General features: G+C 45.1%; 12 protein-coding genes. 3 read left to right on the top strand and 9 right to left on the bottom strand.

Features of this window, described 5'->3' with window-relative positions; all coding sequences use genetic code 11:
- Positions 1-40 precede the first annotated feature (40 nt).
- Complete coding sequence (locus tag ADA42_RS13050; RefSeq protein WP_048765659.1) at positions 41-430, bottom strand: hypothetical protein; 390 nt, start codon at positions 428-430, stop codon at positions 41-43.
- A 131-nt stretch (positions 431-561) separates the two neighbouring features.
- Positions 562-783: a translation initiation factor IF-1 gene (gene infA, locus ADA42_RS13045; RefSeq protein WP_004920223.1), complete on the bottom strand. Its 222-nt coding sequence runs from the start codon at positions 781-783 to the stop codon at positions 562-564.
- A 228-nt stretch (positions 784-1,011) separates the two neighbouring features.
- Here infA and ADA42_RS13040 point away from each other — a divergent pair, with 228 nt between their 5' ends.
- The gene (locus ADA42_RS13040; RefSeq protein ID WP_025095351.1) at positions 1,012-2,019 is read left to right on the top strand and encodes an AraC family transcriptional regulator; all 1,008 of its coding nucleotides are present in this window, start codon (positions 1,012-1,014) and stop codon (positions 2,017-2,019) included.
- 59 nt (positions 2,020-2,078) lie between these two features.
- On the opposite strand, the gene truA is transcribed toward ADA42_RS13040, so the two are convergent.
- The 4 genes from truA to asd all read right to left on the bottom strand — a co-directional run bounded on the left by truA (position 2,079) and on the right by asd (position 6,376).
- Entirely contained in the window at positions 2,079-2,891 is an 813-nt protein-coding gene (truA, locus tag ADA42_RS13035; protein ID WP_048765656.1) for a tRNA pseudouridine(38-40) synthase TruA, read from the bottom strand.
- A gap of 2 nt (positions 2,892-2,893) precedes the next feature.
- Positions 2,894-3,874, bottom strand: coding sequence for an asparaginase (locus ADA42_RS13030; RefSeq protein ID WP_048765655.1), 981 nt, complete (start codon positions 3,872-3,874; stop codon positions 2,894-2,896).
- Between the two features lie 42 nt (positions 3,875-3,916).
- Positions 3,917-5,038 carry a hypothetical protein gene (locus tag ADA42_RS13025; RefSeq protein ID WP_048765654.1) on the bottom strand — a complete coding sequence of 374 codons (1,122 nt, stop codon included), beginning with the start codon at positions 5,036-5,038 and terminating at the stop codon, positions 3,917-3,919.
- A gap of 219 nt (positions 5,039-5,257) precedes the next feature.
- A complete protein-coding gene (gene asd / locus ADA42_RS13020) occupies positions 5,258-6,376 on the bottom strand; it encodes an aspartate-semialdehyde dehydrogenase (protein ID WP_004932718.1) in 1,119 nt (372 codons plus the stop codon).
- 182 nt (positions 6,377-6,558) lie between these two features.
- Here asd and ADA42_RS13015 point away from each other — a divergent pair, with 182 nt between their 5' ends.
- Both ADA42_RS13015 and gltP read left to right on the top strand, forming a co-directional pair.
- Positions 6,559-7,671 (top strand): endonuclease/exonuclease/phosphatase family protein, encoded by a 1,113-nt coding sequence (locus tag ADA42_RS13015; RefSeq protein WP_004943794.1) that lies wholly within the window; start codon positions 6,559-6,561, stop codon positions 7,669-7,671.
- 821 nt (positions 7,672-8,492) lie between these two features.
- Positions 8,493-9,791 (top strand): glutamate/aspartate:proton symporter GltP, encoded by a 1,299-nt coding sequence (gene gltP, locus ADA42_RS13010; RefSeq protein WP_004932722.1) that lies wholly within the window; start codon positions 8,493-8,495, stop codon positions 9,789-9,791.
- 45 nt (positions 9,792-9,836) lie between these two features.
- Here gltP and ADA42_RS13005 read toward each other — a convergent pair whose 3' ends face one another.
- From ADA42_RS13005 to ADA42_RS12995, 3 genes are all read right to left on the bottom strand, one after another.
- Positions 9,837-10,943 carry a glycosyltransferase family 4 protein gene (locus tag ADA42_RS13005; protein WP_048765652.1) on the bottom strand — a complete coding sequence of 369 codons (1,107 nt, stop codon included), beginning with the start codon at positions 10,941-10,943 and terminating at the stop codon, positions 9,837-9,839.
- Positions 10,944-10,969: 26 nt separating this feature from the next.
- Positions 10,970-11,905 carry an LpxL/LpxP family Kdo(2)-lipid IV(A) lauroyl/palmitoleoyl acyltransferase gene (lpxL, locus tag ADA42_RS13000; protein ID WP_039909735.1) on the bottom strand — a complete coding sequence of 312 codons (936 nt, stop codon included), beginning with the start codon at positions 11,903-11,905 and terminating at the stop codon, positions 10,970-10,972.
- 209 nt (positions 11,906-12,114) lie between these two features.
- On the bottom strand, positions 12,115-14,016 hold the full coding sequence (locus ADA42_RS12995) for an ATP-binding cassette domain-containing protein (RefSeq protein ID WP_004932728.1): 1,902 nt from the start codon (positions 14,014-14,016) through the stop codon (positions 12,115-12,117).
- Between the last annotated feature and the right edge of the window lie 33 nt (positions 14,017-14,049).

The raw sequence follows: 14,049 nt of genomic DNA, 5'->3' as shown, positions 1-14,049 counted from the left end.
AGGCTGCGTTTTTTTATTGCTACGATTTATGTCAGCTAGGTTAGCAGGCTTTACCTTGATATTGAACTGAATCGGCGATGTGGTCGGTGAGATTGAAAATCACTCGGCATTGAAAATTAAGGTCATAAGTCTGGCTTGCATTTCCAGTTGATATGATCACACCATGGTTGAGATGATCAATCGATGGAATCGAGGGGATAGGAATATTCAAGGGGCGTACAATGGTATACACCAGACTGCGCTCACTCAGTCGAGGTGGGCCATCAGTTTGATAACCCAGTGCAGCCAGATTCAGTTCAGACTGAATGGTAGCAGCGGATTGACCAATAAAACGCTTTAGGTAGCTATCCAGATCGGTAGATCGGGGAGGTTGGATGGCGCAGCTCGTTATGCAAACCACGAACAAGAAACCGATATACTTAAATTGCATATGGTATGCCTAGTTTTTGTTATTCTACTTCTATTGAATCATAGCATGCTGTTTTTTGCTTAAAAAAAATAACAGACATAAAAAAAGCCACTGACGGTAGAGAGTGGCTTTAGTGCATTCGCTAAACGTGTTTAACGTGCGCGGTACGTGATACGACCTTTACTTAAATCATAAGGTGTCATTTCAACTTTAACGTTATCACCCGTCAAGATACGGATATAGTGCTTACGCATTTTACCAGAAATGTGCGCAATTACTTCGTGACCGTTTTCTAAACGTACACGGAACATCGTATTAGGAAGCGTTTCGGTGACAACGCCTTCGAACTCAATGAGTTCCTCTTTATTGGCCATAGCCTACCTGATGATCAAATTGGAAAGGCGCAAATTATAGGCAATTTTTTTCGAAAAAACAAGCCATAGGCGGTGATCTAATCGGCGTTCCACTTGGGAATACAGGTCATTTGAAACAAAAAAAATCTACAAAAATGACCTGAATTGAGTTGTCACTTTGGTCAATCGACGCTAATCTAAATTGAGAGTTTTAAGTATAAATGAAGAACATACAAGGAAGGGCGCCGCGTGGGTCAGCTAACAGATGCATCGGTTGTATTACGGTTTGGCTATCAAGCGATTCGTCGTGCTGGATTGCCAACCGAAGAAATTTTAACAAAAGCAGGTGTGGCACTGAATCAGGTCGATGCCAATTCGAGAACGCCAGTCAGTGCCCAGTACGCATTTTGGGTTGCGGCAGAAGAAGTCAGTAAAGATCCAGATATCGGTTTGCACTTAGGCGAGCATTTGCCGCTGTACCGTGGACAAGTCATTGAACACTTGTTTATTAGCAGTGAAACCTTTGGTGAGGGGCTCAAACGCGCTTTAGCCTATCAGCGTCTGATTAGCGATGTATTTCATGCCAAACTGGTGGTTGAAGATGGGCGCTGCTATCTGACCAACGGCGAGCAAAAATTTGCCGACTCAATCGTCAACCGTCATTTTTCTGAATGTGCGATTTCGGGCGTTTTACGATTTTTTAAATTTATTACCGAAGGTGCCTTTCACCCGATTTTTATCGATTTTAATTTTAGTGAAGGCGCGCCAGAAGACGAGTACTTCCGAGTTTACGGCTGCCCGGTCAGTTTGGGGCAGAAAGAAACCCGGCTTTACTTCGATGCCGATATTTTAAACTATCCATTGTGGCAAGCCGAGCCAGAACTGTTGCAGCTCCATGAGCAGCTGGCTATTGAGAAGCTACAAGAACTGGCACGTTATGATCTGGTTGGCGAGGTGCGCCGTGCAATTGGTTCAACCTTAGAAAGCGGTGAAACCACACTAGAAACAGTGGCTGCGCAACTCAATATCACACCACGGCGGTTAAGAACCCAGCTCAGTGAAGCCAATACCAGCTTTCAGCAAATTCTGTCGGATTACCGCTGTAGACTTGCCAAACGGCTATTGGCCAATACAGGCGAAAGCGTTGAACGGATTGTCTACCTGACTGGCTTTTCTGAGCCAAGTACTTTTTATCGTGCATTTAAACGCTGGACCAACGAAACACCAGTAGAGTACCGCAAGCGTAAACAACGTTAAGCGACCCATAAAAAATGCATCCAAGGATGCATTTTTTTTAAGCTCAAGAAGATGCTTGATTAAAGATCGGCCATTTCATCGGGTAAGTTGAGCCAGTGGGGCCCTAATGGAGGATTTGGTAAATCAAATTGTTCAGGGTAATAAGCCTGAATGAAATACAGTCCATCGGCTGGTGCGGTTACACCTGCTGCCTTACGGTCTTGTGCGGCAAACATGGTATCGATATGGTCGATCTCGTAGCAGCCTTGACCAATTTCGAGTAAACAGCCCATGATGTTGCGCACCATATGATGTAAAAATCCATCGGCTTGAATATCTAACACCAAATAACGGCCATGGCGGATCAAGCGGCAATGACTCAAATGGCGAACGGGTTGCTTGGACTGGCAAGCGGCTGCACGGAAGCTCTCAAAGTTATGCGTGCCTTCAAACTTACGCGCCGCCACCATCATTTTTTCGACATCTAGCAGCTGATGCACATGCGTAACTTGTTTGTGTAACAGCGCAGGACGGTTCGGTGTATTGTAAACCACATAACGGTAGCGGCGTGCCTGCGCTTTAAAGCGTGCATGAAAGTCTGTACCGACCTCCTTGATCCACTGGATCGAGATGTCTTTGGGCAACTGGCTGTTGGCTCCCCTTAACCAACCTTGTTCAGGTCGAATGGCATTCGTATCAAAATGAGCCACCATATTGGTGGCATGTACGCCGGCATCGGTTCGCCCTGCGCCATGCAATAGAATTGGCTCGTTGGCAATTTTACTCAGTACCGTTTCAAGCGTTTCTTGAAGACTGGGTACACCGGCCTGTTGGGTTTGCCAGCCACGATAATGCATTCCACAAAATTCAATGCCGATAGCAAAACGTTGCATGATTAATCCTCAGCCTTTGTGGTGGTATCCCAGTGTCGATACCAATCTTCAGCATCATCATACTGTAAGTAAAGTTGTAGCAGTTTGGCGTACAGATCGGCATGACCATGCGTGGTATTGGTGGCAATGCCTGCACAATGTACCCAGTCACTAATGGCATAGCGCTGATCAATTTTGCCGAAGGTGACTTGTGTAGTTAACACCACCAGACAGCCTTGGGCTCGTAATTGTTGAAACTGCGCCAGAATGGCGTCATTGACCGCAATATTACCGGTTCCGAATCCTTGTAAAATTAAAAAGTGCGGTGGTCGCTGTGCAATATTTTCAAGTTGCTGTGCCAAATGCGCTGGACGCACAGGTTGATGCATCAGATTCACAATGGCAAGTTCATCGGCAAGTGCAATCATGGCAGCATCTACAGCCATCGCATTTGTGACCGTATCACAAGGTGCATCGGCCGAGACACCGGAAAATGCATCCAGCTCAGTTGTATGGGTTTTAAGAACGGTTTGACCGTGAAAAATTTGATGATGAAAAGCCTGATAGGTACCGCTTGCTAAACGTTGAACGCTCTCTAATGCAAAGTATAAATTCTCGATCGCATCGGTAAATTCACGTGTATCATCGCCAGCAGTGTTAAGCAGCGGATACTGACTACCCGTGATCACCACGTGACAGGTTTGTCCCAAAAAGCGTGCCAAAGTTGCAGACGCGTAACTCATGGTATCGGTACCGTGAATCACCACAAAGTGTGTATAGCCCTCAAGCTGCAGTCCCTGAATCTGTTGTACCAGTAACAGCCAGTCTGCGGCGGTGCAGGCGCTACTATCTTTAATTGAAGGGGCTTTAAAACAATCGACTGCGTATTGCGGTGGAAGAATGCGTTCTAATTGGGGTTGAAAGGCATCATAGGGCATTGGTGCAAGCGGTTCACCAATACAACCAAACGTTCCACCCATATAAATTAAGGCAATTTTATTCATGTTCAAACCAGCAGTCCCGACAGACTGCTTATGTTAGAGCGATCAACTTGAAGATGCTATTCGATTTAACAGTTTTTTTGAAAGATCACGCTGCTCTTGATTAAATCGTGCATCATTTTTCTCGAGTAAAATGCAGGCCGATTCAAAAGCACCCAGCTCGATATATTGCTGAGCCAGATCTAGATCGAGTTGAACTTCATCGATATCTGCCAGTTCCGGAAAAGCCTTAACCAAAGGATCTTGAGGCTTTATGGTAACTGGCGTCGCTATTGTGGTCGCAGGAGAAAGTGCTTCGCTTTCAGCTTCGGCTCCATCAAGCTCAGCAAAGATCACTTGAGGGGTAGAGAAAGCAGGAGAGGTAGAAGATGATGATGATGCTTGAGCAGTTGCGGCTGCGTCATCCATTGGAGCCAGTGTCAGTGTCGAGGCGGTATTCGTGAGTTCTACAGCAGCAGGCGCTGTCTGCTGTTCTGTTTGTTTTGCAGGCTGCTCAGCTTCAGGCGTTGATACTTTTGGTACTGATGCAGGTTCTACATTGACCTGAACTGGCGTTGGTGGCACAGGCGTATTCAGTTTGAATTCTAGCGCCTGATTAGCCTCCAGAATTGGCTGAGGCTCAGGGGTGGGTTGTGTAGGTGAAATCGTCGTATCGACTTTATGTTCAACGACTACATCTGGAATAGGTGTCTGATTTGACGGAGTAACTATGTTGGTAGATGGAGTTTCCGTTGGAGCAGGTTTTTTTTGTGCAGTTTGATAGCGCACTTGAACTTCTGCAAGCACCTCGTGTAACTGACGCTGCTCAAGATTTTGAAGGAGCTGCTTCACCCCAAGCTCATCCTGCTGACGCAGATGCAAATCCAGTAAGTAAAAATAGAAATGATGACGTGAAGGGTCACGATTGAGCGTCTGATTGATCAGTGCCTCGGCAGCCGAAAGATGGCCAATCTCAATCAACTGTTCAATACGATCCTGAATATTGGGGTCAATCGTGGCGGGAACAAGACTCTCAGCCACTGCAAACGGCGCGTGATGAACGTGTTCATGACCTTGAGCAATAGGGGCTTGCACCTTTGATGAATGCGACGCTTTTTTTTGATCTTGTCGTTTTTTTAAGATGATCGCGACGACCAGCAAAATGATAAATGCAATCACGTATAACACAGTTTTCCCCTGAAGCACGCGTGATACTGGCTGAGGATATTCGACCTTGATCCAGCATAAATTTTTTAATGTTTAGTTGAGAGCTAATTTAGCGTTTTTTGTGAGGAATGTCATACCCTTTTCTGTGCAGCAGATAATTTAGGTAGAGCCTGCGCTGTATTTGGGTTCGACCAAATAAAAAAGCCGGTCAAATGACCGGCCTTTTGATCAATGCTGCAATCAAGCAGCTTTGTATTCAATTAAAATACGCAACATGCGGCGTAGCGGCTCGGCAGCACCCCAAAGTAACTGATCGCCCACAGTGAAAGCACCGAGATACTCTTTGCCCATATTGAGTTTACGTAAACGACCCACTGGAACAGTCAGCGTACCTGTCACCGCCACTGGTGTCAGGTCAGTCATTGACGCTTCACGTGTGTTTGGCACTACTTTTGCCCATGGGTTAGATTGACGAATCATATCTTCGATTTCATCAAGCGGCACATCTTTTCTGAGCTTGATGGTCAATGCTTGCGAGTGGCAACGCATGGCACCAATACGAACACAGTGACCGTCGATCGGAACGATTTGAGCATTTCCTAAAATTTTGTTGGTTTCAGCTTGGCCTTTCCACTCTTCTTTAGACTGACCGTTATCGAGCTGTTTGTCGATATACGGAATCAAAGAGCCTGCCAGTGGCACCCCAAAGTTGGCTTTCGGGAAGTCATCACCACGTTGTAACTGTGCAACACGGCTGTCGATGTCTAAAATCGCAGAGCGTGGGTCGTCCAGTAAATCTTTGGTGCTGTTGTACAGATAACCCATACCCGTCAACAGTTCACGCATATTTTGTGCGCCCGCACCAGATGCAGCCTGATAGGTCATCGCGCTCATCCATTCCACTAAATTGTGCTGGAACAGTGAACCCAGACCCATCAACATGAGAGAGACGGTACAGTTACCACCCACAAAGGTTTTGGTGCCTTTGCTCAAGCCGTCTTTGATCACATTGGCATTCACCGGATCAAGTACGATGATGGCGTCATCTGCCATACGTAAGGTAGATGCTGCATCGATCCAGTAACCGTTCCAGCCTTCAGCTTTCAGCTTTGGAAAAACCTCAGAGGTGTAATCGCCCCCTTGGCAGGTAATAATGACATCCATTTGCTTCAGACTACTAATGTCTGTCGCATCCATAAGTGCTGGGGCAGTTTTACCACCAAATGAAGGAGCTTCACCACCTGCATTACTGGTAGAAAAGTAAAATGGCTCAAAATGAGCAAAATCATTTTCTTCAACCATACGTTGCATAAGGACGGAACCAACCATCCCGCGCCAACCGACCAGACCTACTTTCATGTCACTTTGCCTCGGTGCGTTAAAAAATGTAAAAGAGGGGCTTGAGTGTATCAAAAGCGACCACAACTGCAAGTATTATCCAATTAAAACATACCCTTTATTGTGAATAAATTTATGAATGTGCTACATAGAGAGACGCGAGATAAAAATAAATTCAAAATGACAAGGTGGAACAAAACGTGATGCTTTTTTTGGAAGTTTGTGCGGTGCTGGTGATCTGGTTAACGTTTTGGTCATTGATCCCACGAGATGAGTGGTGGATTCGAGGCGCCGACTTTCCACGTCTGCAAATTTTGGCACTAGGCGCTGTGGTTTTATTGGCTTATGCGCTCTGGGATGCACCCTGGACGCTGCCACGTGAACTCATTTTAATTCTTCTGATTGCTGCAATTGCCTATCAGTTGAAAATGGTACTGCCGTATACTTTTTTATGGAAAAAGCAGGTATTACAGGTACCGCCAGAGCTACATAATCCGAGCCATCAGATTGCGCTATTAATTAGTAATGTTTTGACTCCAAACCGTCAGTATCATTTATTGATTGATCAGATTCGCAAGCTTAAGCCAGATGTGGTGCTTACGCTGGAAACCGATCAGACTTGGCAAAATGAACTGTCGGTAATTGAACCTGATTATCCGTACCGGGTTGCTGTTCCACTCGACAATTTATATGGCATGCATTTGTATAGCCGTTTTAAGTTAGAGCATACCGAAGTCAAATTTATTCTGAGTAAAGAAATTCCATCGATTCATACCACGGTACGCCTGCCTTCAGGACTTCCGATTGATCTGTACTGTCTGCACCCTAAACCGCCAAGTCCAACCGAAGCCAAAGATTCGACCTTGCGAGATGCCGAACTGTTGATTGTGGGCGATCAGGTTAAAGATCTAGATCAGAGCTGTATTGTTATGGGGGATTTAAATGATGTGGCATGGTCGCGAACCACTCGGTTGTTTCAGCGAATCAGTGGATTACTGGATCCACGGGTAGGGCGGCATTTTGTCAATACTTTTCATGCCGACTATCCGCTGTTACGCTGGTCACTCGATCATGTTTTTCATAGCAATGATTTTGCACTGATCAATATGCAGCGTTTAGCGCATGTGGGTTCGGATCATTTTCCTGTGTATGTGGTTTTACAAACTGATCGGCATTTTGAACAGCTTCAAGATGAACTTGAAGAAACTTCAGAGGATCATCAAGACGCGCAAGAGGCGATTCAGGAAGGGATTCAAAAGGCACGTGAAGAAGAACAGCTCAGTGCACATGAAGCCAGTCAGCTCTCGAAACCTTAGTAAATTGGATCATTTTGTAGGAAAATGCTTACATTCATTGGCGAATGTAGCCAATAGGCAGCTGTCGTACATCGGGATACTATAACTTCATCGGCACACGGAACACGGGAACGGATCATCCCACTAAGGAAGACGACGCTGATTGGGATGCATCACGGACTTGATGCTGCGATGGACGCAACACAAAACAAGAAATGTCTCGAAAGCACAACCTCATTAACCCGAGTTTTACAGGATGTATAACTCGGGTTGTGTTTATCTGTATTATCCTTTTTCAATCCTATATTTTAATCTAGGAAACACTCTTAAATTTTACCTTTTGTTACAAAAGCAATACATTTATCAAATGTTCATGCTGTTTTTTCATGATCCCAAAATTTATAGGTTTGTGTTTAATTTGTGCAATTAGATACATGGATGACGAATTTACACACTGATTTTGGTTAAAAAAACTACTTAATTTGAATAAAAAAATTGCATAAATCCTCAATATGGTGCATTTTTAGCCCGGTTTTGATTGATAAGTGATCATCTGTTTTCTTTTTAAGTTTTTGAAAATATTAAATAAATTGTTATTTTTATCATTTTAAACCCTGTTTTCATCAGTTAAGCCTTGTTTAATAATTAAATCTCAATAGAATGTTGCGATCATTTTATCGCTCACAGTCCGTAGAAACGACTTTATATGCCTAAATGCCATGATGATGATCGCTGAGTTTTTCTAAGATCTCATAAAAAGGAGTTTTACGAACGAACTATTTGTAGAGCAAATGGTTTTCTCCCGTTCTAATTTTGTGCTTGTCACGCATAAGGATTATCTTATGAAAAATTTTAAAATTAGCCTCGCATGGCAAATTTTAATTGCGTTGATCCTAGGGATTGTTGTTGGGGCTATTTTACATAATCAGCCTGAATATAAAGATTTCATGGTAAATAACGTTCTGAAACCGTTGGGTCAGATCTTTATTAGCTTGATCAAGATGATTGTGATTCCAATTGTGTTCTCTACTCTGATTTTGGGTATTGCAGGCGTTGGATCGACCAAAAGTCTGGGTCGTCTGGGTTTTAAAACCATTCTTTATTTTGAAATCATTACTACAATCGCGATTGTTGTTGGATTGATTGCAGCCAATATTTTTCAGCCTGGTGCTGGCGTAGATATGTCTCATTTGGTGAAAGCGGATATCACTCAATATCAGCACACCACGCAAGAAGTACAATCTCAGTCACATGGCCTGATCCAGACCATTTTGTCGATGATTCCAACCAATATCATCAACTCTATGGCACATGGTGAAATGCTGCCGGTGATTTTCTTTGCTGTGTTGTTTGGTATCGGTTTATCTTCATTACCAACCACCACCAAAGAGCCGTTATTGCATGTGTTTCATGCCGTATCTGAAACCATGTTCCGCGTGACTCACATCATCATGAAATATGCGCCAATTGGTGTATTTGGCTTGATTGCAGTGACCGTTGCCAACTTTGGTTTTGCATCGCTAATTCCGCTCGGTAAGTTGGTGGTTTTGGTTTATGCCGCAATCTTGTTCTTTGCTTTTGTGGTGCTCGGCATTACTGCACGTATCTTCAAGATCAACATCTTGACCGTGATGCGTATCTTAAAAGATGAATTGATCTTGGCGTACTCTACTGCCAGCTCTGAAACCGTTTTACCGCGTATCATGCAAAAAATGGAAGCTTACGGCGCGCCAAAAGCGATCAGTAGTTTTGTGATTCCAACAGGCTATTCGTTCAACCTTGATGGTTCTACGCTCTACCAAAGTATCGCCGCAATCTTTATTGCGCAGCTTTATGGCATTGAGTTGTCGTTGATGCAGCAAATTATTTTGGTGATCACCTTAATGATTACCTCTAAAGGAATTGCAGGTGTTCCGGGCGTATCGTTTGTGGTGTTACTGGCAACATTGGGTAGTGTCGGTATTCCACTAGAAGGTTTGGCGTTTATCGCAGGTGTTGACCGTATTATGGACATGGCACGTACGGCACTTAATGTCGTGGGTAACGCCTTGGCTGTGCTGGTGATCAGTAAGTGGGAAAATGCTTACGATTTTGAAAAAGCAAAAGAATACGAAGCGACGTTGAACCAGCCGAAGGCTTAATCGACCTCCTTTTAAAAAAACAGGAAGCATATGCTTCCTGTTTTTTTATTGGGTTTGTGTCAATTCACGATATAACGCGAGTGTCTGACCACACATTTCATCTAGACGAAAACGATCGACAGGTGCAACCATTTGGGGTTGATCCAGATGTCGTTTGATGGCGTCTGTCAGGGCAACCCGATCATCTACTTCAATCAAGCCTTGCGGATATAGGCTCGATAAAATTTCAGCAACACCACCTCGCTTCCATCCCACAACGGGCGTGCCCAAAGACAATGCTTCAAGAGCCGTTCGTCCAAAGGTTTCGGCCTGATTAGACAAAGACAGCACCAGATCGCTGATTGCAAGCCACTCACGAATTTCTGAGGTATGTCCGACAAAGGTAATCTTGTCACGTAATCCTCGATCACGAATGGTGGCTTCGAGTTCATCCAGATAGGCTTTTTTCTTTGGATCTGCACCACCGACCACAATGGCATGTACATCGGGATACTCGGCTTGCAGGTTTTCCATCAATTCAATCAGGGTTTCATGGCCTTTTAGCCGAGTGATCCGTCCCGGCAAACAAATCAGAAACTTGTTTTCAAGTTGTGGAAACAAGGTGTATATCTGATTTATCCACTGTGCCGATGGCTGATAGCCGTGCGGAAATGCCTTTGGATCAATGCCACGATAAATCCGAACAATCCGCTCTGGTGGACACTGCGGATAATGCGTGGTGATGTAATCCACCACACTGTCGGAAACCGCAATCACCTTTTCCGCTTGCGTCATGATGGCGCTGTAGCGATTGATCGAATAGAAGCCATGCACGGTACTCACCAGATGAGGGCGGCTATGTGCTGGCATGCCGCGAAGTGCAAAATGGGTCAGCCATGCCGGAACCCGTGAGCGGACGTGTACAATATCGGGTTGCTCGGTTTGTATGAGTCGACGTAAAGGACGAATTTGCCAAAGACTAGACAATGATTTTTTATGAATAGGCAGGGTAAGATGCGTTGAGCCTTCAGCTTCAAGCTGTGCAACCAGCCGTCCACCATTAGAGACCACCACGGACTGATGCCCTTCCTTAACCAGTGCACGGGCAATTTCAAGTGTGCCGCGTTCTACACCACCACTATTGAGCTCTGGAAGAAGTTGCATCACTTTCATGAAAAGGTCTCATTGGCCGATTGGAATTAGTAGATTTTGTCATATCCATCTGGACGTGTTTTGAAGCGACGATGGAACCACATATATTGTGTCGGTGCAATACGTAGCTGATTTTCAATAATTTTGTTTACGCGTGTTGCATCGTCCACTTCATCTTCACTTGGAAAATGATCAATGGCAGGTTCAATTAAAACATGATATTTCGGATTTCGAATATCACCGTGACGATAAAAATACAAAGGTACAGCCGCCGCTTTGGCTATTTTTAATAAACGACGATGTGCCGTAACAGTCGCAGCAGGCACGCTAAAAAAAGGTGCCATTACGCCTTGCTTCAGACCAAAGTCCTGATCTGGACTGTACCAAATGGCATCGCCGTCTTTAAGTTTACGAATGAGGCCACGCATATCATCGTGATCAATCTGATGTTTATAAATGGTTGCGCGGCAACGATAAATCAGCATATCGAGTAAGGGGTTGTTTTGCGGACGATAAACCACATCAGGTTCAAAATACTGTGCGCACAGATATCCACCCGCATCGAGTAGCGTACTATGTGTTCCCATCAACAACACACCTTGTCCTCTCGCTTGGGCGTCGGTAATGTGTTCGAGTCCTTCAATGCTACAGCGCTGTTTAAACCAGCCGGGGCAGTACCACGCATTCAGGGTTTCAAATACCCCCAGCATCATATCGATAAAAACCTGTCGTGCTTGCTGTTGTACTTCGGCCTCAGACCACTCGGGAAAACAGACTTCAAGGTTGCGAACGGTGGTTTTACGGCGTGATTTGAGATATTTAAATGCAAAATTGCCCAGTGCATGTGCCAGACGCCATTGAACTGCCCACGGTAAAATTGCCAGCAGCATCAAAAATACGATCCCGATCCAGACACCCCAATACTTTGGTAACAAGAAAGACCATTGAAATTGACCGGGGGTATAGGAGGATGGCTGGCTCATACGTGTACAGTAAGTCGTCGCTTAAAAGAACGAGAAGTGTAACATGAACTGATTTTGAACTTGTAGCGTCATGATCATGGGGTTGAAGTGGCAATGGTCTAAACTTTTCCAGAAAAGCAGATGCTCTAAATTGAGCTTGTATCTTGTTTAGTTATGGATAAAAAAATCCTCTCCATCGCGAACGAGAAGAGGATCGTTGAAACTTGGTTTTAATTGCCTTTTGTTAAACTTTCCAGTGCTTCCCAGCGCTCAAGTTTTTCAAGCAACAGCTCTTCAATCTCGGCCAGACGCTCACTGGCTGCTGTTGCTGCTACTGCATCTTTTACAAACCACGAACCATCTGCGAGTTGATCTGAGAGTTGCGTTTGCTCGGCTTCAAGTTTTTCAATTTCAACTGGAAGTTGTTCAAGTTCGCGCTGATCTTTAAAACTCAGTTTCACTTTTTTCTGCGCGGGAGCGGTATTTGCTGCGGCTTTGGCTTGGGCTTTTTTCACATCTGCTTTTTGATCGACCACTGTCTGGTTCGGACGCTGCATTAAATAGTCCTGATAGCCGCCGACATACTCTTCAATACCGCCTTTGCCATCAAAGACCCATGTTGAGGTGACGACATTGTCCATAAAGGCACGGTCATGACTGATCAGCAGTAGGGTCCCTGTATAGTCTGCCAGCATTTCTTCGAGCAGTTCTAATGTCACCATGTCCAAATCGTTGGTTGGCTCGTCCATGACGATCAGGTTCGATGGTTTAAGCAGTAACTTGGCCAGTAAGACACGATTACGTTCACCCCCCGATAATGCTTTAACCGGCGTACGCGCACGTTCTGGAGAAAATAGAAAATCTTGCAAATAACTGTAAATGTGTCGACGCTGACCGTTTACATCGACAAAATCTGACCCTTCAGAGACATTGGCCATCACCGATTTTTCTAGTTCAAGTTGGTTACGCAACTGGTCGAAATACGCGACTTCGAGTTGAGTGCCGGTTTTGACTGTCCCTTCATGCTCAAGCTCACCCAAAATGGCTTTGATCAATGTGGTTTTGCCTACGCCGTTATCACCAACCAATCCAATCCGGTCACCGCGCAGAACCACGGCAGAAAAGTCATGAATCAATGGCTTTGTATCATAACTCACGCTCAAGTGCTCAATATCAAACACCAATTTGCCCGAGCGCTGAGCATCCTGAACACCCATGGCGACTTTGCCTTGTTGGAAACGACGTGCCTTCGATTCTTCACGTAATGCCTTTAGGGCACGAACACGGCCTTCGTTACGAGTACGACGTGCTTTAATACCCTGACGAATCCAAGCCTCTTCTTCGGCGAGTTTTTTCTCAAATAGCGCATTTTGCTTTTCTTCGGCTTCAAGTTGCTGTGCTTTTAGATCAAGGTAACGAGAATAGTTACCTTCATAGCTACGCAAAATACCACGGTCTAGCTCGACGATACGTGTGGCCAGACGATCGACAAACGAACGGTCATGCGAAATAAACAGTAAGGTCAGATTGTTTTGTTCAAGAAGAAACTTCTCAAGCCACTCAATACTTTCTACATCCAAATGGTTGGTCGGTTCGTCAAGGAGCAAGATGTCAGGTTGAGTCAGTAGGGCACGAGCCAGCAATACACGACGCTTACGACCGCCTGAAAGATCGGCCAGATCAGCATTCGGATCGAGTCCCATCTTGCCTAAAATGGTATTGACCTTGTTTTCAAGCGCCCAACCATCGAGCTGGTCAAGTTTGTGTTGTAAGTGGCCCATCCGGTCACAGGCGTCCATATCACCCAGCACACAGGCATCACTGGCTTCATGATAGGCTTTGAGTACCACCGCCGCTTCGCCAGCCCCATCGGCTACAATGTCGGCCACTTTACCTGAATCCATCGGTACATCTTGCGCCAGCATAGAAACAGTTAAGCCATTTTGAATGGAAACTTCACCACGGTCGGGCAAGAGACTTCCCTCAATGAGCTTAAGTAAAGTAGACTTACCCTCACCATTACGACCAATCAAACACACTCGTTCGCCACGTTCGAGTACGAAGTTCGCGCCGTCGAGGAGGGCAGGTCCACCAAATGCAAGTTGGACATCCCTTAAAGTAATATAGGCCATAATGTTTTCCAGAATCCCAAATGAGGAGAGTTA

Source organism: Acinetobacter sp. 243_ASPC, assembly GCF_001054715.1.
GTDB lineage: Bacteria > Pseudomonadota > Gammaproteobacteria > Pseudomonadales > Moraxellaceae > Acinetobacter > Acinetobacter soli.
This window is presented reverse-complemented; position numbering and strand designations above follow the sequence as displayed.

Excerpts from the sequence above, each read along its gene's own strand:
- lpxL (WP_039909735.1), bottom strand. The coding sequence starts at position 11,905 with ATGAGCCAGCCATCCTCCTATACCCCCGGTCAATTTCAATGGTCTTTC.
- ADA42_RS13005 (WP_048765652.1), bottom strand. The coding sequence starts at position 10,943 with ATGAAAGTGATGCAACTTCTTCCAGAGCTCAATAGTGGTGGTGTAGAA.
- infA (WP_004920223.1), bottom strand. The coding sequence starts at position 783 with ATGGCCAATAAAGAGGAACTCATTGAGTTCGAAGGCGTTGTCACCGAA.
- asd (WP_004932718.1), bottom strand. The coding sequence starts at position 6,376 with ATGAAAGTAGGTCTGGTCGGTTGGCGCGGGATGGTTGGTTCCGTCCTT.
- ADA42_RS13050 (WP_048765659.1), bottom strand. The coding sequence starts at position 430 with ATGCAATTTAAGTATATCGGTTTCTTGTTCGTGGTTTGCATAACGAGC.
- gltP (WP_004932722.1), top strand. The coding sequence starts at position 8,493 with ATGAAAAATTTTAAAATTAGCCTCGCATGGCAAATTTTAATTGCGTTG.
- ADA42_RS12995 (WP_004932728.1), bottom strand. The coding sequence starts at position 14,016 with ATGGCCTATATTACTTTAAGGGATGTCCAACTTGCATTTGGTGGACCT.
- ADA42_RS13015 (WP_004943794.1), top strand. The coding sequence starts at position 6,559 with ATGCTTTTTTTGGAAGTTTGTGCGGTGCTGGTGATCTGGTTAACGTTT.
- truA (WP_048765656.1), bottom strand. The coding sequence starts at position 2,891 with ATGCAACGTTTTGCTATCGGCATTGAATTTTGTGGAATGCATTATCGT.
- ADA42_RS13030 (WP_048765655.1), bottom strand. The coding sequence starts at position 3,874 with ATGAATAAAATTGCCTTAATTTATATGGGTGGAACGTTTGGTTGTATT.